Origin of the sequence: Streptomyces lucensis JCM 4490, assembly GCF_014650035.1 — a bacterium.
Lineage (GTDB): Bacteria > Actinomycetota > Actinomycetes > Streptomycetales > Streptomycetaceae > Streptomyces > Streptomyces lucensis.
Map to the genome: position 1 here is coordinate 22,643 of NZ_BMUE01000026.1, position 20,537 is coordinate 43,179.

General features: G+C 73.7%; 16 protein-coding genes. 3 read left to right on the forward strand and 13 right to left on the reverse strand.

Annotation, left to right across the window (positions count from 1 at the left end; all coding sequences use genetic code 11):
• Positions 1–3: 3 nt before the first annotated feature.
• From IE177_RS33525 to IE177_RS33560, 8 genes are all read right to left on the reverse strand, one after another.
• A complete protein-coding gene (locus IE177_RS33525) occupies positions 4–993 on the reverse strand; it encodes a helix-turn-helix transcriptional regulator (protein ID WP_190019255.1) in 990 nt (329 codons plus the stop codon).
• Positions 994–1,090: 97 nt separating this feature from the next.
• Positions 1,091–3,793: a pyruvate dehydrogenase (acetyl-transferring), homodimeric type gene (gene aceE / locus IE177_RS33530; RefSeq protein WP_190019256.1), complete on the reverse strand. Its 2,703-nt coding sequence runs from the start codon at positions 3,791–3,793 to the stop codon at positions 1,091–1,093.
• A gap of 271 nt (positions 3,794–4,064) precedes the next feature.
• Complete coding sequence (locus tag IE177_RS33535; RefSeq protein WP_190019257.1) at positions 4,065–4,688, reverse strand: GntR family transcriptional regulator; 624 nt, start codon at positions 4,686–4,688, stop codon at positions 4,065–4,067.
• Positions 4,689–4,869: 181 nt separating this feature from the next.
• Positions 4,870–6,660: a 2-oxoglutarate dehydrogenase, E2 component, dihydrolipoamide succinyltransferase gene (gene sucB, locus IE177_RS33540; RefSeq protein ID WP_190019258.1), complete on the reverse strand. Its 1,791-nt coding sequence runs from the start codon at positions 6,658–6,660 to the stop codon at positions 4,870–4,872.
• A gap of 62 nt (positions 6,661–6,722) precedes the next feature.
• Positions 6,723–8,111, reverse strand: a complete 1,389-nt coding sequence (gene lpdA / locus IE177_RS33545; RefSeq protein WP_190019259.1) for a dihydrolipoyl dehydrogenase — start codon at positions 8,109–8,111, stop codon at positions 6,723–6,725.
• A gap of 283 nt (positions 8,112–8,394) precedes the next feature.
• The gene (locus tag IE177_RS33550; RefSeq protein WP_190019260.1) at positions 8,395–9,960 is read right to left on the reverse strand and encodes a leucyl aminopeptidase; all 1,566 of its coding nucleotides are present in this window, start codon (positions 9,958–9,960) and stop codon (positions 8,395–8,397) included.
• 310 nt (positions 9,961–10,270) lie between these two features.
• Positions 10,271–10,879 carry an RDD family protein gene (locus IE177_RS33555; protein ID WP_229816381.1) on the reverse strand — a complete coding sequence of 203 codons (609 nt, stop codon included), beginning with the start codon at positions 10,877–10,879 and terminating at the stop codon, positions 10,271–10,273.
• A 240-nt stretch (positions 10,880–11,119) separates the two neighbouring features.
• A complete protein-coding gene (locus tag IE177_RS33560) occupies positions 11,120–11,905 on the reverse strand; it encodes an adenosylcobinamide-GDP ribazoletransferase (protein ID WP_190019262.1) in 786 nt (261 codons plus the stop codon).
• Between the two features lie 60 nt (positions 11,906–11,965).
• Here IE177_RS33560 and IE177_RS33565 point away from each other — a divergent pair, with 60 nt between their 5' ends.
• On the forward strand, positions 11,966–12,730 hold the full coding sequence (locus IE177_RS33565) for a hypothetical protein (RefSeq protein ID WP_190019263.1): 765 nt from the start codon (positions 11,966–11,968) through the stop codon (positions 12,728–12,730).
• Between the two features lie 146 nt (positions 12,731–12,876).
• Here the strand turns inward: IE177_RS33565 and IE177_RS33570 are convergent, their stop codons facing one another.
• From IE177_RS33570 to cobT, 3 genes are read right to left on the reverse strand one after another with little or no spacing between them, the layout of a single operon-like run.
• Positions 12,877–13,635, reverse strand: a complete 759-nt coding sequence (locus IE177_RS33570) for a hypothetical protein (RefSeq protein WP_229816382.1) — start codon at positions 13,633–13,635, stop codon at positions 12,877–12,879.
• Between the two features lie 22 nt (positions 13,636–13,657).
• Positions 13,658–15,454 carry a phosphatidylglycerol lysyltransferase domain-containing protein gene (locus IE177_RS33575; protein WP_229816383.1) on the reverse strand — a complete coding sequence of 599 codons (1,797 nt, stop codon included), beginning with the start codon at positions 15,452–15,454 and terminating at the stop codon, positions 13,658–13,660.
• A gap of 38 nt (positions 15,455–15,492) precedes the next feature.
• The gene (gene cobT / locus IE177_RS33580; protein ID WP_190019264.1) at positions 15,493–16,659 is read right to left on the reverse strand and encodes a nicotinate-nucleotide--dimethylbenzimidazole phosphoribosyltransferase; all 1,167 of its coding nucleotides are present in this window, start codon (positions 16,657–16,659) and stop codon (positions 15,493–15,495) included.
• Positions 16,660–16,791: 132 nt separating this feature from the next.
• Between cobT and IE177_RS33585 the strand changes: the two genes are divergently transcribed.
• A complete protein-coding gene (locus tag IE177_RS33585) occupies positions 16,792–17,859 on the forward strand; it encodes a class I SAM-dependent methyltransferase (protein WP_190019265.1) in 1,068 nt (355 codons plus the stop codon).
• Between the two features lie 43 nt (positions 17,860–17,902).
• Here the strand turns inward: IE177_RS33585 and IE177_RS33590 are convergent, their stop codons facing one another.
• Positions 17,903–19,105, reverse strand: a complete 1,203-nt coding sequence (locus IE177_RS33590; RefSeq protein WP_190019266.1) for a bifunctional adenosylcobinamide kinase/adenosylcobinamide-phosphate guanylyltransferase — start codon at positions 19,103–19,105, stop codon at positions 17,903–17,905.
• Between the two features lie 81 nt (positions 19,106–19,186).
• Between IE177_RS33590 and IE177_RS33595 the strand changes: the two genes are divergently transcribed.
• Complete coding sequence (locus tag IE177_RS33595) at positions 19,187–19,396, forward strand: hypothetical protein (RefSeq protein ID WP_190019267.1); 210 nt, start codon at positions 19,187–19,189, stop codon at positions 19,394–19,396.
• 40 nt (positions 19,397–19,436) lie between these two features.
• On the opposite strand, the gene IE177_RS33600 is transcribed toward IE177_RS33595, so the two are convergent.
• Entirely contained in the window at positions 19,437–20,531 is a 1,095-nt protein-coding gene (locus tag IE177_RS33600; RefSeq protein WP_190019268.1) for a S1C family serine protease, read from the reverse strand.
• Positions 20,532–20,537 lie beyond the last annotated feature (6 nt).

Sequence of the window (20,537 nt, forward strand, 5' to 3'; positions counted from 1 at the left end):
GGATCATCCCCCGTCACCCGCGCGCCGGTACAGCGCCGCCGTCCGGGCCGCGTCCGCGGCGAACCGTTCCCGCAGAGCCGCCGGCGCCAGCACCTCCGCCTGAGGCCCGAGCGCCGTGAGCTGACCGTGCGCGACCTCCTCCGACTCCACCGGCAGCGTCACCGTCACCCACCCCTCGGCGTCCGGTTCGCCCGCACCGTCCAGCGCCTCCCGCGCGGCGAGCGGGTCGACGGCGTACGGCAGTGCGCGCACACCGTCCGGGGACAGCCGTACGAGCACCTCGGCGCGCAGGATCGACCGCGCGAACCGCTCGGCCTGGTCCGCCCAGTGGCCGGGCAGGTCGAAGTCCGGGTCGCGGTCGAAGCGCTCGTCCAGGGCGTCCAGGCCGGTGAACCGGTCGATCCGGTAGGTCCGGAAGGAACCACCGCCGGCGACCCGCGCGCACAGGTACCAGACACCCGCCTTCAGCACGAGCCCGTACGGCTCCAGCGTGCGCCGCACCTCGTCCTGCCCGCGCCGGTAGCGGGCGGTGACGCGCCTGTCCTCCCACACCGCCCCGGCGACCGCGGGAAGCAGCGCGGGCGTCTCCGGCTCCCGGAACCAGGCGGGCGCGTCCAGATGGAACCGCCGGGCGGCGCTGTCCGGGGCGTCGCGCAGGGAGGGCAGCAGCGCGGCCGACACCTTCAGCCGCGCCGCCGAGGCGGCGTCCTCCAGCCCCATCTCCCGCAGCGCCCCCGGCACCCCGCTCAGGAACAGCGCCTCGGCCTCCCCGCGGGCCAGTCCCGTCAGGCGCGTCCGGTACCCGCCGACCAGCCGGTACCCCCCGGCCCGCCCCCGGTCGGCGTACACCGGCACGCCCGCCTCCGACAGCGCCTGCGCGTCCCGCGTCACCGTCCGCTCGGACACCTCCAGCTCCCGCGCGAGCTCGGCGGCGGTCATGGCGGGCCGGGACTGCAGGAGGAGCACCATCTTGATGAGGCGGGCGGCACGCATGGGTTCATCATGCCGGGGGCCACCGACGGCGAACGACGGGGAAGGACAAGGAGGGGTACGGCGCGGTCGCCGTACCCCTCCCCGGGCAACCGGTGCCTTACAGCCCGTACCTCTCCCGGGCCTCCTTCACCGCCGTCGCCTGGACCTCGCCGCGCCTGGCGAGCTGGGCCAGGGCGGCGACGACGATCGACGGGGCGTCGACGCCGAAGTGGCGGCGGGCGGCCTCGCGGGTGTCGGAGAGGCCGAAGCCGTCCGCGCCCAGCGACGACCAGTCCTGCTCGACCCACTGCGCGATCTGGTCCGGCACCTGGCGCATGTAGTCGGAGACGGCCAGCACCGGACCCTCGGCGCCCTGCAGGGCCTGGCGGACGTACGGCACGCGCTCCTCGCCGCGCAGCAGCGCCGCGTCGGCCTCCAGGGCGTCCCGGCGCAGCTCGCCCCAGGAGGTCGCGGACCACACGTCGGCGGCCACGCCCCACTCCTCCGCCAGCAGCTTCTGTGCCTCGAGGGCCCAGTGGATCGCCGTGCCGGAGCCCAGCAGCTGGATGCGCGGGGCGTCGGCCGGGGCGCTCACGCCCGCCGACTCCGCCGTGTTGAACCGGTACAGGCCCTTGACGATGCCCTCGTCGACGCCCGCGGCCCGGGGCTTCGCCGGCTGCGGCAGCGGCTCGTTGTAGACGGTGAGGTAGTAGAAGACGTCCTGGTCCTCGCCCGGCCTGGCCTCGCCGTACATCCGGCGCAGACCCTCGCGGACGATCACCGCGACCTCGTAGGCGAAGGCGGGGTCGTAGGTCAGGGCGGCCGGGTTGGTGGCCGCGATCACGGGGGAGTGCCCGTCGGCGTGCTGCAGGCCCTCGCCCGTCAGCGTCGTACGCCCCGCGGTCGCGCCGACGAGGAAGCCGCGGCCGAGCTGGTCGCCGAGCTGCCACATCTGGTCGGCCGTGCGCTGCCAGCCGAACATCGAGTAGAAGATGTAGAACGGGATCATCGCCTCGCCGTGCGTCGCGTACGCGGTGGACGCGGCGATGAAGTCGGCCATCGAACCGGCCTCGGTGATCCCCTCGTTGAGGATCTGGCCGTTCTTGGCCTCCTTGTAGTACATCAGCTGGTCGCGGTCGACCGGCTCGTACGTCTGGCCCTTGGGGGAGTAGATGCCCAGGGACGGGAACAGCGACTCCATGCCGAAGGTGCGCGCCTCGTCCGGGACGATCGGCACCCAGCGCCTGCCGGTCTCCTTGTCGCGGACCAGGTCCTTGACCAGGCGGACGAAGGCCATGGTGGTGGCCACGTTCTGCGAGCCCGAACCCTTGTCGAAGGCGGCGAACGCCTTCTCGGCGGGGGCGGGCAGCGGCGCGACCGGGTGCACGCGGCGGGCCGGGGCCGGGCCGCCGAGGGCCGCGCGGCGCTCCTGGAGGTAGCGGACCTCGGGGGAGTCCGCGCCCGGGTGGCCGTACGGCACCACGCCGTCGGTGAAGTCGCTGTCCTTGATCGGCAGGTCGAGCAGGTCGCGCATCGCCTTGAACTCGTCCACCGACAGCTTCTTCATCTGGTGGTTGGCGTTCTTCGACGCGAAGCCGCTGCCGAGGGTGTGGCCCTTGACCGTCTGGGCCAGGATCACGGTCGGCGCGCCCTTGTGCTCGACGGCCGCCTTGTACGCGGCGTAGACCTTGCGGGCCTCGTGGCCGCCGCGCGAGAGGTGGAAGCACTCGAGGATCTTGTCGTCGCCGATCAGCTTGGCCATCTCGGCCAGCGCCGGGTCGGCGCCGAAGAAGTCCTGGCGGATGTAGGCGGCGTCGCGGGTCTGGTACGTCTGGACCTGCGCGTCCGGCACCTGGCGCAGCCGGCGGACCAGGGCGCCCGTGGTGTCCAGGGCGAACAGCTCGTCCCAGGCCGAGCCCCACAGGGTCTTGACGACGTTCCAGCCGGCGCCGCGGAACTGGGCCTCCAGCTCCTGCACGATCTTGAAGTTGGCGCGGACCGGGCCGTCGAGGCGCTGCAGGTTGCAGTTGATGACGAAGGTGAGGTTGTCCAGCTCCTCACGGGCGGCGAGCGCGAGGGCCGCGGTCGACTCCGGCTCGTCCATCTCGCCGTCGCCCAGGAAGGCCCAGACGTGGGAGGCGGAGACGTCCTTGACGCCGCGGTTGGTGAGGTAGCGGTTGAAGCGGGCCTGGTAGATGGCCGACAGCGGGCCGAGGCCCATCGACACCGTCGGGAACTCCCACAGCCAGGGCAGCCGGCGCGGGTGCGGGTAGGAGGGCAGGCCGTTGCCGGCGGCCTCCTGGCGGAAGTTGTCGAGGTGCGACTCGTTCAGCCGGCCGTCGAGGAAGGCGCGGGCGTAGATGCCGGGGGAGGCGTGGCCCTGGATGTAGAGCTGGTCGCCGGAGCCGTCCTGCTCCTTGCCGCGGAAGAAGTGGTTGAAGCCGGTCTCGTAGAGCCAGGCGGCGGAGGCGAAGGTGGCGATGTGCCCGCCGACGCCGTACTTCGAACCGCGGGTCACCATCGCGGCCGCGTTCCAGCGGTTCCACGCGGTGATCCGGGCCTCCATCGCCTCGTCGCCGGGGACGCCCGGCTCGGCGGCGGTGGGGATGGTGTTGACGTAGTCCGTCTCGAGGAGCTTCGGCAGCGCGACGCCGCCCGCCTCGGCACGCTCCAGCGTGCGCCGCATCAGGTACGCGGCGCGGTGCGGCCCGGCCTCCCTGGCCACGGCGTCCAGGGAGGCCTGCCATTCGGCGGTCTCCTCCGGGTCGCGGTCCGGGAGCTGGTCGAGCGCGCTCGGCTGGATGGCGTTGGGGTCGGTCATGTCGCCGCCTTCCTCAGTCGAAGGGGGTTCCCTCATCGTGAAGGGTTCGGGGGTGCCCTTGGTCTTTGGCAGGACAGGGCAGCGGACCTCGGTGGAGGTCCGCCCGAGACTCTAACTCCGTGATCGATGATCGATCAAAGGGTGGAAGGGGAAAACTTCTCGATATCGAGAAAGTCGGCACGCGGTGCCTTTGAGGGGGGCACCGAGTGTCGTGATCTGCGGGAGTTCTCGCAGGTGGGACGGCGCATGAGCGGGGGTGCGCTCGACTGCGTCAGGGGCGCGGGGCGCAGCCCAGGACGTGCGCCTTCACCAGCTCGGCGATCCGCGGATCGCGGCGCTTGAACGCCTGCACGAGTTCCTCGTGCTCCTCCGCGTACGACTGCTGCACCGTGCCCAGCCAGCGGATGGACAGCGCCGTGAACACCTCGATGCCCAGGCCCTCCCAGGTGTGCAGCAGCACCGAGTTGTCCGCCGCCCGGACCAGTTCGCGGTGGAAGCCGACCGTGTGGCGTACCTGGGCGGTGCCGTCGGCCGCGCGGTCCGCCTCGTACAGGGCGAGGACGTGCGGTTCCAGTGCCGAGCAGTCACCGGCGAGGCGGTCGGCCGCCAGCTCCGCCGCGATGGCCTCCAGACCGGCGCGTACGGGGTAGCTCTCCTCCAGGTCGGCCGCGGTCAGATTCCGCACCCGCACGCCCTTGTTGGGGGCCGACTCGATCAGGCGCAGGGACTCCAGCTCGCGCAGGGCCTCGCGGACCGGCGTCTGGCTGACCTCCAGCTCGGTGGCGATCCGGCGCTCCACGATCCGCTCGCCCGGCTGCCAGCGCCCGCTGACGATCCCCTCCACGATGTGCTCGCGGATCTGCTCGCGCAGCGAGTGGACGACGGGCGCGGTCATGGGGGCTCCTCCCAGGGGCTGACGTTTAGACAATACGGCGGGTTCGCTCCGCGGGTAGGGCGCGTGGGGGTGCTTCTGCGCAGGTGAGACGAGCCTTACACGGCGGGCGCCCCGACAAACGCGAACACCCCGCCCGGAAAGCTCCGGACGGGGTGCCCTGCGGCCGTGGGGCTCGCGTGGCCTACAGGCCCAGCTCGACCTCGAACTCGCCGGCCTCCAGGATGGCCTTGACCGCCGTCAGGTAACGGGCCGCGTCGGCGCCGTCCACCAGGCGGTGGTCGTAGGAGAGGGTCAGGTAGGTCATGTCGCGGACGCCGATGACCGTGCCCTCCTCGGTCTCGATGACGGCCGGACGCTTGACCGTGGCACCGATGCCGAGGATCGCGACCTGGCCCGGCGGCACGATGATCGTGTCGAACAGCGCGCCGCGCGAACCGGTGTTGGAGATGGTGAAGGTCGCGCCGGACAGCTCGTCCGGGGTGATCTTGTTGGCGCGGACCTTGCCGGCCAGCTCCGCCGTGGCCTTGGCGATGCCCGCGATGTTGAGGTCGCCGGCGTGCTTGATGACCGGGGTCATCAGGCCCTTCTCGGAGTCCACCGCGATTCCGACGTTCTCGGAGTCGAAGTAGGTGATCGTGCCCTCGGCCTCGTTGATCCTGGCGTTGATGACCGGGTGGGCCTTCAGCGCCTGGGCCGCCGCCTTGACGAAGAACGGCATCGGAGAGAGCTTGACGCCCTCGCGCGCGGCGAACGAGTCCTTCGCCTGGGCGCGCAGCCGCATCAGGCGGGTGACGTCGACCTCGACGACCGACGACAGCTGGGCCTGCTCGTGCAGCGCCTTGACCATGTTGTCGCCGATGACCTTGCGGATGCGCGGCATCTTGACGGTCTGGCCGCGCAGCGGGGAGGCCTCCAGCGCCGGGGCCTTCTTGGCGGCGGCCGGGGCGGCGGCGGGGGCCGGGGCAGCGGCCTTCGCGGCCTCGGCGGCGGCGAGGACGTCCTGCTTGCGGATGCGGCCGCCGACGCCGGTGCCCTTGACGGTGGCCAGGTCGACGCCGTTCTCGGCGGCGAGCTTGCGCACCAGCGGGGTGACGTACGCGCCCTCGTCCGTCGCCTGGGTGGCGGTCGGGGAGGTCGGGGCGGTGGCCGGGGTGACCGGGGCCGGGGCGGGCGCCGGAGCGGCCGGCACCGGCTCGGGGGCCGGCGTCGTCACCTGCTGCGGAGCCGGGGCCGTCGGCGCCTGCGGGGCGGCCGGAGCGGGCGCGGCCGGAGCGGCCGGGGCCGCGGGAGCCGGGGCGGCCGGAGCCGGGGCGGCGGCGGGGGCCGGGGCGGCCGGAGCCGGAGCGGCGGCCGGGGCGGCACCCGGGGCGCCGATGACGGCGAGCTTCGCGCCGACCTCGGCGGTCTCGTCCTCGTTCACCACGATCTCCAGCAGCACGCCGGAGGCGGGCGCCGGGATCTCGGTGTCGACCTTGTCCGTGGAGACCTCGAGCAGCGGCTCGTCGGCCTCGACGGAGTCGCCCACCGACTTCAGCCAGCGGGTGACGGTGCCCTCGGTGACGGACTCGCCGAGCGCGGGCAGGACCACGTCGGTGCCCTCGGCACCGCCGGCCGGGGCGGCGGGGGCCTCGGGAGCCGGGGCCTCGGCCACCGGGGCCGCGGGAGCCTCGGCGGGAGCCGGGGCGGCGGGAGCCTCGGCGGCGGCCGGGGCCGGGGCGGCGGCGGGCGCGCCCGTGCCGTCGTCGATGACGGCCAGCTCGGCGCCGACCTCGACGGTCTCGTCCTCGGCGACCTTGATGGAGGACAGGACGCCGGCGGCGGGCGAGGGGATCTCGGTGTCGACCTTGTCGGTCGACACCTCGAGCAGCGGCTCGTCGGCCTCGACGCGTTCACCCTCGGCCTTCAGCCAGCGGGTGACGGTGCCCTCGGTGACGCTCTCACCGAGCGCCGGAAGGGTTACGGAAACCGGCATGGTTTCGGTTGCTCCTAACGAATTGCGGAAAGTCTGTGTCGTCGCGCCCGTTGACCGGAGGCTCAGTCGTGGGAGTGCAGCGGCTTGCCGGCGAGTGCCAGGTGCGCCTCGCCCATCGCCTCGTTCTGCGTCGGGTGGGCGTGGATGAGCTGGGCGACCTCGGCCGGCAGCGCCTCCCAGTTGTAGATCAGCTGAGCCTCGCCGACCTGCTCACCCATACGGTCGCCGACCATGTGGACGCCGACCACGGCACCGTCCTTCACCTGGACGAGCTTGATCTCGCCCGCGGTGTTGAGGATCTTGCTCTTTCCGTTGCCCGCCAGGTTGTACTTCAGGGCGACGACCTTGTCCGCGCCGTAGATCTCCTTGGCCTTGGCCTCGGTGATGCCGACGGAGGCGACCTCCGGGTGGCAGTACGTCACCCGCGGGACACCGTCGTAGTCGATCGGGACGGTCTTCAGACCGGCCAGACGCTCCGCCACCAGGATGCCCTCGGCGAAGCCGACGTGCGCGAGCTGGAGCGTCGGGACGAGGTCACCGACGGCGGAGATGGTCGGGACGTTGGTCCGCATGTACTCGTCGACCAGGACGTAGCCACGGTCCATGGCGACACCCTGCTCCTCGTAGCCCAGGCCCTGGGAGACCGGGCCGCGGCCGACGGCGACGAGGAGGACCTCGGCCTCGAACTCCTTGCCGTCGGCGAGGGTGACCTTGACGCCGTCCTGGGTGTACTCGGCCTTCTGGAAGAAGGTCCCGAGGTTGAACTTGATGCCGCGCTTGCGGAACGCGCGCTCGAGCAGCTTCGAGCTGTTCTCGTCCTCGACGGGGACGAGGTGCTTCAGGCCCTCGATGACGGTGACGTCCGAGCCGAAGGACTTCCACGCCGAGGCGAACTCGACGCCGATGACACCGCCGCCCAGGATGATCGCGGACTTCGGCACGCGGTCCAGGACGAGGGCGTGGTCGGAGGAGATGATGCGGTTGCCGTCGATCTCCAGGCCCGGCAGCGACTTCGGCACGGAGCCGGTCGCCAGCAGCACGTGGCGGCCCTGGATGCGCCGGCCGTCGACGTCGACGGAGGTCGGGGAGGACAGACGGCCCTCACCCTCGATGTAGGTCACCTTGCGGGACGCGATCAGGCCCTGCAGACCCTTGTACAGGCCGGCGATGACGCCGTCCTTGTACTTGTGGACGGCCGGGACGTCGATGCCCTCGAAGGTGGCCTTGACGCCGAACTGCTCGCTCTCGCGGGCCTGGTCGGCGATCTCGCCCGCGTGGAGCAGGGCCTTGGTGGGGATGCAGCCCCGGTGCAGGCAGGTGCCGCCGACCTTGTCCTTCTCGATCAGGGCGACGTCCAGGCCCAGCTGCGCTCCGCGCAGGGCCGCGGCGTAACCACCGCTACCACCGCCGAGGATCACTAGGTCGAAAACGGTGCTGGCGTCGTTCGCCACGTCACGTCCTCCATGCATGTGCGCCTTGCGCCGGTCTCCGATGACCGACGGGCGGCTGGTGTCCGGCCGCTTGATGCTTCGGCCCTTCGGTGGGGGCCCTGTCCTGCCGGGCTCCATCTTTGCACTTGTTCGAGGCGGACGAGACGCCGGGCCTGAGTGTGAGACACCCCACGTACCCCCGAAAACGAAGGCTCCCATGAGCAAGGGGGCGTGGGGAGCTGCGCGAACAGCTCCCCACGCCCCCGAAGCGCCGTACGCCGGACGGACCGGGTGCTCCGGCGACTCAGCCCAGGTCGCCCTCGGCGGTCAGCTCGGCCAGCCGTACCAGCGTGCGCACGGCCGTACCGGTACCACCCTTGGGCGTGTATCCGAACGGGCCGCCCTCGTTGAACGCCGGGCCCGCGATGTCCAGGTGCGCCCAGGTGATGCCCTCGCCCACGAACTCGCGGAGGAAGAGGCCGGCGACCAGCCCGCCGCCCATCCGCTCGCCCATGTTCGCCATGTCGGCGACCTGGGACTCCATGCCCTTGAGCAGGTGCTCCGGCAGCGGCATCGGCCACGCCGGCTCACCGACCTCCTCCGCGGCCTCGTGCAGCGCGGAACGGAACGCGTCGTCGTTGGCCATGACGCCGAACGTCCGGCTGCCCAGCGCCAGCATCATCGCGCCGGTCAGCGTGGCCACGTCCACGATCGCGTCGGGGCCCTCCAGCGAGGCCGCCCACAGCGCGTCGGCGAGGACCAGCCGGCCCTCGGCGTCGGTGTTGAGCACCTCGACGGTCTTGCCGCTGTACATGCGCAGCACGTCACCCGGGCGCACGGCGGAACCGGAGGGCATGTTCTCGGCCAGCGCCAGCCAGCCGGTGACGTCGACCTCCAGGCCGAGCCGGGCGGCGGCGACGACGGCCGCGAAGACGGCGGCGGCACCGGCCATGTCGCACTTCATCGTCTCGTTGTGACCGGCCGGCTTCAGCGAGATGCCGCCCGAGTCGTACGTGATGCCCTTGCCCACGTACGCCAGGTGCTTCTCCGCCTTGGGGTGCTTGTACGACAGCTTCACCAGCCGCGGGGCCGCGGCGGAGCCGCCGCCCACGCCGAGGATGCCGCCGTAGCCGCCCTTGGTCAGGGCCCGCTCGTCGAGCACCTGCACCTTGATGCCGTGCTCCTTGGCCGCGGCCTGCACGATGGCCGCGAACGCCTGGGGGGTGAGGTCGTTCGGCGGGGTGTTGACCAGGTCGCGGGCGCGGTTGAGCTCCTCGGAGACCGCGACGGCGCGGGCGACGGCGCCCTTGTGGGCGGCGTCACGCGGCTTGGCGCCGAGCAGCGCGGCCTCGCCCAGCGGCGCCTTGCCGTTCTTGCCCCGGGCGGACGCCTGGGCCGGACGGCCGTTCTCCTTGTAGGAGTCGAAGGAGTAGGCGCCGAGCAGCACGCCCTCGCCGATCGCCTCGATGGCGCCGGGACCGTCGACGGGCAGCGCGAACGCGGCCTTCTTCGAGCCGGCGAGCGCCCGGGCGGCCACGCCGGCGGCCTTGCGCAGCGCCTCGGCGTCGTAGCCGGCGTCGGCGTCCTCGGCGTCCTCGGTGTTATCGGCGCCGGGCTCCGCGCCCAGGCCCACCGCCACCACAAGCGGGGCCTTGAAGCCGGCCGGTGCGGGCAGCTTCGTCAGCTCGCCCTCGGCACCCGAGGCGCCGAGGGTCTCCAGGACGCCGGCCAGCCTGCCGTCGTACGCCTTGTCCACGGCTTCGGCGCCCGGGGCCACGACGGGGCCCTTGGTGCCCTTGGCGACGCCGATCACGATCGCGTCGGCCCGCAGGCCGTGCGCCGCGGCGGTGCTGAGAGTCAGAGCAGTCACGGTGGTGAAATCTCGCTTCCGATGTGAAGTTGCTGTGGCCGAATGGGGGTGGGTCGACCGGGCCCGAGAGCCGACCCTAGGTCCAGGCCTTGGGACAGACGGCACCGGGGCCTTCACCCTGTCGGCGAACACCCGGGACGAGACTACGCGCGTACGCCCGTTCGCTCATTCCTGCGGGTGTTCACCCGTGCGTGGTCTCGCGGCCACTTCTGGCCCCTGGGCGCGGGTGACCGGGACACGTCCGCCGGGTTCCGGTGGGTCATCCGCCCACCGGTCCGCACCGTCGCGCGATCACGGCCGGCTCAGGGCCTCAGCCACGGGGCACGCCGCCCCAGGGCGCGGGCTCGGCCCGCCGGAAGGCTCCCTCCACCGAGGTGCCGGCCAGCCGGTCGGCGAGGGAACGGCGGCGGGGGGAGAGCACGGGCAGCGCGTTGACCAGGAACAGGGCCACCGCCCCCGCCCACACCAGCACCGACAGCAGGACGTGCCCCTCGATCAGCAGCACGCAGGCCAGGGCGTACACGGCGACGTCGGCGGCGGTGGTGACGGCGGCCCGGCGCACCGCGTGCCGGGACAGCCGCGGGGTGACGCGCAGACCGAGCAGGCCCTTGCCGAGGGTGCGGCCGAGCAGTGCGAGACAGGCCCACTGGTAGAGGAAGGTGAGGAGGACCAGCGACCCGAAGGCCTCCTCCACGTCCAGCACCACCTTGTCCCACAGGGACAGCCCGAGGGTCTCGGAGGCGCCGACGACGTCACCGCGCGAGGTCACCAGGTCCAGGCCGCCGCGCGTGGCCAGCTCCGGCACGTCGGTGACGAGCGCGCTGATCCGGTGGAAGGTGAGGACCGCGAGCAGCGAGGCCGCGGCCACCACGAGAGCGAAGTCGACCAGCCAGGCCGTGACACGGCGCACTGTCAGCACGAAAGTCCCCCGATCCCTCGTTCGCGTTACGCGCGAGGAGTCTAGCCAGGCCGTGTCCGGCCCAGGCGGTGTCCGCGAAGTCGCGCCTGCGCCGCGACGCCCGGCACGCACTCTCGCCGCACCGGCCGCATGCCCGAGTACGCCCCGGTACGAGGGCATCCGGCCGACACGCGGAGAGCGCCACCGGACGTCGCGACGCCCGCCCTGCGGGCGGACGACGCGACTTTGCGGACAGCACGTCTAGCGCCCCAGGCACAGCACCACGAGGGCCGCGGTGGCCGCCGTCTCCGCCAGGGCGCCGAACACGTCCCCGGTGACCCCGCCGAAGCGGCGCGTGCAGCGGCGCAGCAGCAGGTCCGCCACGCCCACGGCGGCCACCACCGCGAGGGCGGTGCGCGCGGCGTCGTACCCGCCCCGGCACGCGCCCGCCGCTGCCGCCGCCACGGTCACGACGAGCGTCACGCCGAGCGCCGCTGCCCGCGGCACCACCCCGGCCACCGCCGCCCCCAGCCCCTCCGGGCGGGCGGCGGGAACGCCGGTGCGCGCGGCCAGGGTGAGCGCGAGGCGGGCCGCGGCCGCCGAGACCACGGCCGCCAGCGCGCCCCGTGCCCAGGAGTCGTCGTAGAGCCGCGCCAGCGCGGCGACCTGGGCCAGCAGCACCAGGACCAGGGTGAGCACCCCGAACGGCCCGATGTCCGACTGCTTCATGATCCGCAGCGCATCCTCGGCCGGCTTGCCGCTGCCGAGCCCGTCGGCGGTGTCGGCGAGACCGTCGAGGTGCAGTCCGCGGGTCAGCGCGGCGGGCACGGCCACGGAGGCCACGGCGGCGAGCGGCGCACCGGCGCCCAGGAGGAGGAGCAGCAGCCCGAGCCCGGCCGCGCAGCCGCCGACGACCAGACCGGCGAGCGGGGCGGCCAGCATCCCGCCGCGCGCGGCCCCGCGGTCCCACCGGTGGACCCGGACGGGCAGCACGGTGAGCGTGCCGAAGGCGAAGCGGAGACCGTCGAGAGCGGAGGACGTGAGCACCGGCGCAGGTTACCCGGCGGTCGCGAGGCCCCCTCCCGGGCCTGGGGATATGGTGCGCATATGGGGCACTGGTGGGTGCGGAACATCGTCGAGCCGGGCAAGCTCCCCCTGCTGCTCGCCCTCACCGCGTTCGTGCTGACCTTCGTGGCGACCCGCGTGATCACCCGCCTGATCCGGGCGGACAGGGGCCCGTTCGGCAACGTCGAGGCGGGCGGGCTGCACATCCACCACGCGGTCCCCGGAGTGGTCCTCACCGTCGTCGGCGGCTTCGGCGCGGTCGCCAGCGACCGGCACGGCGCCGGCGGGATCCTCGCCGCCGTCGTCTTCGGTGTGGGCGCCGGGCTCGTCCTGGACGAGTTCGCGCTGATCCTGCACCTGGACGACGTCTACTGGAGCGCGGAGGGCCGCAAGAGCGTCGAGGTCGTCGTGGTCACCGCCGCGCTGGTGGGCCTGCTGCTGGCCGGCTTCGCGCCCTTCGGCGTCAACGACCTCAGCCAGCAGGAGCTGCAGGACCGCGGGAGCGTCCTCGGCACCGTCGCCATGAACTTCCTCTTCTCGCTCGTCGCCCTGAGCAAGGGCAAGGCCCGCATCGCCGTCTTCGGGGTGATCGTGCCGGTGGTCGCCCTCGTCGGCGCGCTCCGGCTCGCCCGCCCCGGCTCCCTGTGGGCCCGCCGCTTCTACGGCGGCCGCCCCCGCGCCCGCGCCAGGGCCGCGCTGCGCGCCTACCACCACGACCGGCGGTGGGCCGGCCCGAGCCGCGCCCTGCAGGACTGGATCGGCGGCAAACCGGACCCCGGCCCGGCCCGCCTCCCGGACCACCACTGACCACCCCTGTGGTGGCGCGGGTCCTCGCCCGGTGCGGCGGACCGGTCGCCGTGAGCTCCGGGCGGGGCTCCGTGCCCATGACGCCGGGCCCGCCCGGGGCCGCGCCGTGAACCGCCCGTCGCCGCCGTGCGGCCGGGCCGCGCCGTTCAGGGCCGCAGCGTCCGGGACACCCGCTCCCCGCGTGCCCCGTCCGGGTCCGGGCCGGGGTCCGGGCCCTCTCGTCGGGTCCTTTGCCGCCGCGGGCTCGGCGGCAGGCCGGTCCGGTGCCGCCGGGCCGCCGCCAGGCACAGCGCGCCCACCGCCATCAGGGCGGCCAGGTGCTCCTTGCCGGCCAGGTTCTCCTTGACCAGCACCTCCACGACCATCGCCGCCGTCACCGCGCCCGCCGTGAGATAGGCGCCGTACCGCCAGGCCACGTACACGGCGAGCCCCACCACGGCCGCCGACGGGCCGGTGTCCACCACGTGCGCGTCGGTCCACGGCAGGCCGAACGGGGCGTGCGGTCCGAGCGCGATGCCCACGCGCGCGAACAGCGTCCCGGCGAGCGTCGCGACGTACGCGATCAGCAGGGTCCGCCACCAGCCCAGGCACACCTCGGCGATCCCGAACACGCACAGGATCTGCGCCAGCGCCCCCCACACCGGCAGGTCCAGCGCGGGCACGAACAGCGACAGGGGCGTACGCAGCAGGGCCAGCCACAGCGGGTCCTCGGCCCGTACGGCGCCCAGGTCCTGCACGAGCCGGTAGCCCCACGCCTGGTTCTGCACGTACTGCAGGAACGCCGTCAGGCACACCGCCCCGAGCGTCATCGGCAGCGCCCGCAGGCGCCCCTTCCGCAGGGGCTCGCGCACGGTGGCGTACAGCAGCCCCCACTCGGCTCGGGCCCAGCGGGCGAGCATTCCCATCGAGCGTCCCTCGTCCGTGCGGCTATCGATGCGTGTCCAGATGCCTGCGGTGCAGCCACTTGGGCAGTCCCGGAGCTTCCAGAAAGCCCTCCGCGCGCGCCGACGCGAGGCCGATGCGCAGCAGGTCCGCGCTCTTCTCGAAGAGCAGGAACCGCGGCTCCCAGATGGGCCGGTACTTGGCGTTGGCGCGGTACAGCGACTCGATCTGCCACCACCGGGAGCAGAAGCTGAGCAGCGACCGCCACAGCCTCAGCACCGGACCGGCGCCGAGGCGCGCGCCACGTTCGAAGACCGACCTGAACATCGCGAAGTTCAGTGAGACCTGCGTGATCCCGATCTCGCCGGCCCGGCGCAGCAGTTCGATGACCATGAACTCCATCAGCCCGTTGTCGGAGTCCCGGTCGCGCCGCATCAGGTCCAGCGACAGCCCGCCGGGTCCCCACGGCACGAAGGAGAGCAGCGCCCGCAGCCCGCCCTCGGCGTCCGTGCACTCCAGCATCACGCAGCGTCCGTCCTCGGGGTCCCCGAGCCGGCCGAGGGCCATGCTGAACCCGCGCTCGGTCGCCCCGTCCCGCCAGTCGTCGGCGCGCTCGACCAGGTACGCCATCTCGTCCGCCGTGATGTCCTCGTGCCGCCTGACCCGCACCCGGTACCCGGCCCGCCGCACCCGGTTGTACGCCTGCCGGACGGTCCGCATCGCCCGCCCCTCCAGCGTGAACTCGGCGACGTCCACGATGGCCTCGTCACCCAGCTCCAGCGCGTCCAGACCGTGCCGGGCGTAGACGGTCCCGGCCTCCTCGCCCGCCCCCATCACCGCCGGGATCCACCCGTGCGCCCGGGCCTCGGCGAGCCACGGCACGATCGCCCCCGGCCAGGCCTCGGGGTCCCCGATCGGATCGCCGGACGCCAGGCTCACCCCGCTGACCACGCGGTAGGCGACGGCCGCCTTCCCGGTCGGCGACCACACCACGCTCTTCTCCCGGCGCAGCGCGAAGTAGCCGAGTGAGTCCCGCTCGCCGTGCCGGTCCAGCAGGGCCCGCAGCCGCTTCTCGTCGTCCTCGGTGAGCGGGTCCACGGCCCGCCGGGAGCGGAACGCCGCGTAGAGCACGGCGAGGACCAGGGCGGTGCTGAGCACGTTGATCGCCACGTTGGCCCAGTTGGGCGGGTCGATGCCGGGGAAGCGCGACTCCTCGGCGGCCACCGACACCAGCCGCAGGGTGCCGTAGTGCCAGCGCTCCAGGAAGGTCGAACGGGCCGCGTCCGGCGCCTGGTCGGTGACCGTCACCAGCAACCCGGCCAGCACCGAGGCGAGCAGCCCGCCGCCGACGGCGACCGTGGCCGCGAGCCGCGGGTTGGACCGGTCGCCCTTGGCGTAGAACTCCCGGCGGCCGGCGAGCAGTGCGCCGACGAACGCCGCCGTGAGCGCGAGGGAGATCCAGTTCTGCGGGTACCGCCGGATCTCCGGGAACGCCATGGCGAACGCGAACAGCGCGAGGAAGGCGCCGCTGAGCACGAGGTTGAGGATCCACGCGGCCCGCTTCCGGCGCCGCATGGTGATCGCCAGGAACGCGGTGAACACGCCGGAGGCGAAGCCGGCCGTCAGCAGGTACGGCGTGAAGAAGTCGTCCTGGTTGTGCCGGCGCACGTCCTGCCCGAGCGAGACCCAGACCGCGCTGAGGAAGTTGATGAAGGCGACGGTCCGCAGGTACCAGACGGCGAAGGCGGCGGCGTGCCGGGAAGCCCCGGCAGGCGGCCGCCCCTCCCGGCCCGGGCGCCCCGGCCCGGCTTGCGGTTGCGCGGCAATTCGGGCATCTCCCATGGAGAAGGATCATATGGGCGTCGCCCAGGCGAACCGCATTATTCAGACTGCTGCGCCTGTTCCCCCTCCGGCTCCTTCCCGGCGGGCTCCCGCTCCCCGTCGGGCGCCATCTCCTCCTTCTCCTCAGGCTCCTCAGGCTCCTCCGGCTTCTGTGGCTCCTCCGGCTCCTGCGGCAGCTCCGCCGCCAGCGCGGCGGCGGCCCGGACCAGCGGCAGCGCCAGCAGCGCGCCGGCGCCCTCGCCGACCTTCACGCCCTGCCGCAGCACCGGCTCCAGGGCCATCCGGTCCAGAGCCTTGGCCTGCCCCGGCTCCCCGCTGTCGTGGCCGGCCAGCCACCAGTCCGGCGCCCGGAACGCCACCCGCTGTGCGACCAGCGCGCAGGCGGCGGCCACGACCCCGTCCAGGATCACCGGCACCTTCCGCACCGCGCACTGCAGCAGGAACCCGGTCATCGCCGCGAGGTCGGCCCCGCCCACGGTCGCCAGCAGCTGCAACTGGTCGCCGAGCACCGGCCGGGCCCGCCGCAGCGCGTCCCGGATCGCCGCGCACTTGCGCATCCACGCCAGATCGTCGATGGCGAGGCCGCCCCGCCCCGTCACCACGGACGCGTCGGTGCCGCACAGCGCCGCCACGAGCACCGCGGCCGCCGTGGTGCCGCCCACGCTCACGTCGCCCAGCACCACCAGGTCCGTACCCGAGTCGGCCTCCTCGTCGGCCACCGCGACACCCGCCCGCAGGGCCGCGTCCGCCTCGTCGGGCGTAAGCGCGTCCTCGATGTCGATACGGCCGCTGCCGCGCCGCACCCGGTGCCGTACGACGTCCTGCGGGAGGTCGGCCGGGTCGCAGTCCACGGCCATGTCCACGACCCGCACGGGCACGTCGAAGCGCCGGGCGAGCACCGCGACCGGGCTCGCTCCCTCCAGCACCGCCCGCACCAGCTGCCGCGCACCGCCGGCCGGCCGCGCCGAGACGCCCAGCCCGGCGACGCCGTGGTCACCGGCGAAGAGGACCACCCGCGGCCGTTCGACCGGCCGCACCGGCACGGCGCCCTGGGCGGCGGCCAGCCACTCGCCCAGTTCGTCGAGGCGCCCCAGGGCCCCGGGCGGCACGATCTGGCGCTCCCGCCGGGCCTCGGCGTCACGGCGCACGCCCCCGTCCGGGCGCTCGATCAGATCGGTGAAGTCGTCCAGATCAATCCTGCTCATTCGCCGAACAGTACCGCCAGCGAACGAACGCTCCAGCGCCATACGGCCACCACGCCGTCGCGACGTCGTTGCACCCAAGATCGGCATCCCATACGTTCCGCTTTGCAGCGGAATGTCGCACAGGAGCCGCCCATGCCGACCACGCCCCCCACGCCGTACGTCACGCCCGACCCCACGGGCACGGCCGACACGTTCCTGGAGCCGCGCCGGGAGAACTGTCCCTGGTGCGGCTCCGCCCGGTTGCGGACCCGGCTGCGCGCCACCGACCCGCTGCGGCACCGGCCCGGCACGTTCGCCGTCGACGCGTGCCGCGACTGCGCCCACACCTTCCAGAACCCCCGGCTCACCCCCGAGGGCCACGCCTTCTTCCACCGGGACTTCTACGAACGGCAGCTGGAGGAGTTCACCGCCCGCGTCGTCTCCCCGCGCACCGCCCGCCGCCGGCTGCGCGCCACCGCCCGGCGCCTGTCGGCCCTGCCCGAACCGGAGAGCTGGCTGGACGTCGGCACGGGCCACGCCGACTTCCCCCAGGCGGCCAAGGAGTTCTTCCCGTACACGAGTTTCGACGGGCTGGACCCGACGGCCCGGGTGGAGCAGGCCCTCGTCGAGGGCCGCGTGGAGGAAGCGCACCGCGGCTATCTCTCCAGCCCCGGGACGGCGGCCCGACTGCGCGCCCGCTACGACGTGGTCACCATGTTCCACCACCTCCAGCACGCCCCCGACCCGCGCGCCGAACTCCGCGGGGCACTCACCGTGCTGCGTCCCGGCGGTCATCTGGTCGTCGAGGTGCCGGACCCGCGCTGCCTGTTCGCCGCCCTGCTCGGCAAGCGGTGGCTGCCGTACGGCCAGCCCCGCCACCTGCACCTGGTTCCCCTAGCCAACCTGCGCACGGAACTGCGGGCCCTGGGCTGCACGGTCCTCGTGGTGGACCGCGTGGATCCGCACCTGCCCCACGACCTGGCGGCGGCCGTCACCCTCGCCCTGGCCCACGTCCACCCGCTGCTGCGGGCGCCGGTGGCGCCGCTGCTCGACGTGGCCGCGATCCTGGACCACACGCTGGCACCCCTGGCGCGCCGCACGCCGTTCTCCAACGCGTACCGGATCGTGGCCCGCAAGGACCCGGGAGAGCACCGGGCCGCGGGCGGTCGTGCCGCCACCGCGGGACAGGTGGGCGTGGCGGCACCGCGCACGCACGGGTGAACGCATCCGCCCACGCCCGGGCCCGCGGGCGCCGGGCGGCCGATCAGCCCCGCAGCACCAGCGCCTGCCCCGCCACCACCAGCAGGACCTGCTCGCACTCACCGGCGAACGCCGCGTTCAGCCGCCCCAGTTCGTCCCGGTAGCGCCGCCCGGACGGCGTCGCCGGCACGATCCCCGACCCCACCTCGTTGGACACCGCCACCACGGTCCGCCGGGTGCGGCGCACCGCCGCCGTCAACTCCCGCACCCGCTCGCGCAGCGCCTTCTCGCCCCCGCCCGCCCACTCCGCGTCGTCCCACGCCCCCACCGCGTCCATGGCGTCCGTCAGCCACAGCGACAGACAGTCGATCAGCAGCGGCGGCCCCTCCTGCGCGAGCAGCGGCACCAGATCCGTCGTCTCCGCCGTACGCCACGACCCCGGCCGCCGCTCCCGGTGCACGGTCACCCGGGTCTCCCACTCGGCGTCCCCGGCCCGTGTCCCGCCGGTCGCCGCGTACAGCACCTCCGGGAAGGACTCCAGCCGCCGCTCGGCCTCCACCGACTTCCCCGAGCGCGCCCCGCCCAGCACCAGCGTCCGGCGCGGCACGTCCGGCACGTCCTCGTACGCCCCGACCGTCAGCGTGGTGCCGTCCGGCACCGCCCGTGCCCCGGCCGCCGTCAGCCGCCGGCGCAGCTCCGGGCCCGGCGGCACGTCGTGGTCCAGGTGGACGGCGATGACGTCCGTGGCGGGGCCGGCGGAGCCGACGGCCCGCAGCCGGGCCAGCGCGTCCGGGCGGCCCGTCACGTCCGCGAGGACCATCTGGTACGACTGGGCCGTCGCCTCCTCCAGGCCGGCCGGGGCCCCGCCCGGCGGCAGGTACAGCAGCCGCTGCCCGTCCGGGCCGGTCACCGCGTACCCGGTTCCGCCCGCGTCCATCGCCACGGCCCGCACCCGATGCCCCGTCAGCAGTGTCAACTCCCGTCCGTCCGGCACGCGTCCGGGCTGCGGAAGGCCGGCCGGCACCTCCACCGCGGGACCGTCGTGCGGGTGCGACAGCAGCACCTGCCGTACCCCGCCCAGTGAATGCCCCGCCCGCGCCGCCGCGAACGCCGCGCCCGGCGTCAGGTCGAGCAGCAGTGTGCCGTCCACGAGCAGCGCGGTCGCCGCCCGCGCGTCCGGCCCGAGCGCGGTCGCGCACGCGGCGCAGGGACAGTCGGGGCGAGGCAGTCCCGCGGGGGCACCGGTACCGAGCAGAGTGATTTCCACGGACCGATTTTCGCCTGTCCCGGCAGGTCTTGCGCTTCCGGCTAGGCTGCCAGCAGGAGTTGGATCTACAAGGAGGCCGACATGACGGCATGGACGTGGCGGTTCGAGAAGGCCGACGGGACGGAGGTCCAGCCCGCGGTCCAGCCCGAGGAGTTCACCACGCAGGGGGATGCCGAGTCCTGGATCGGCGAGCACTGGAAGGCGCTGCAGGACGGTGGAGCCGACCAGGTGCGGCTGTTCGAGGAGACCACCGAGATCTACGGCCCGATGAGCCTGCACGCCGACGCGTGACCCGTCCCCGCCGGCGGTGAGGAGGACGCCCGCGCCCTCCTCACTGCTCGCCCAGCGTCACCTCCACCGTCTTCCGCTCGCCGTCCCGCTGGTAGGCGACCGTCGTGCGCTGACCCGGTCTCAGCTCCGCCAGGGCCTCGGACAGCGAGGTGATGGTGGTGACGGGCCGGCCGCCCAGCCCGGTGATGACGTCGAGGGGTCGCAGCCCGGCCCGGTCGGCCGCCCCGCCCTCGCGGACGCTGACCACCGCGACCCCGACGGGCTGGTAGGCGTCGTCGACGACCGTCCGCCCGGTGATGTCGAGTGCCGCCCGCCCGGAGTCGACGACCTTGCCCTCCCTGACGATCTGTCCGGCGACCGTCCGCACCAGCGACGCGGGGATGGCGAATCCGATGCCGGGCGCCGCGCTGCCGAGTCTGGGATCCGCCGCCGCGAGCGTCGGGATGCCGATGACCTGCCCGTCGAGGCTCACCAGGGCGCCGCCGCTGTTGCCCGGGTTGATGGCGGCCGACGTCTGCACCATGTTCGCGATGGTGGCGCCCGTGCCGCCGCCCTCACGGCCCTCGCTGACGGTCCGTCCGGTCGCCGAGACGATGCCCTCGGTGACGCTGGACGACAGCCCGAGCGGTGAGCCCATGGCCAGCACGATCTGACCGACCTCCACCTTGCCGGAGTCGCCGAGCACCGCCGGCTTCAGCCCGTCCGGCACCCGGTCCAGCTTGATCACGGCGAGGTCCTGCTCCGGGTAGGAGTAGACCAGGGTCGCCGGCAGCGGTTCCCCGCTGCTGGCCGTGGTCACCTTGAAGGTCTTCTCCGACCCGACCACGTGCGCGTTGGTGACGATGCGCCCCGTGTCGTCGTACACCACCCCGGAGCCCAGGTCGCCGGAGGCCTGGATCTGCACGACCGACGGCAGGACGTCCTTGATGACCTTCCGGTACAGGTTCTGCAGTTCCCCCGCGGCTCCCGGCGCGACCGCCCGGGCGGCCGCGGTGTCCTGCCCGGCCGGAGCGGCGGGTCCGGTGCAGCCGGCGGCGAGGGCAGCGCAGCACGTCAGCAGGGCGGCGCAGACGGTTCTGGCGAGGGCCCGGGCGCAGGCGGCCTTCCCGAGGCCCCGGATAGGGGAAGCGTCCATGCACCG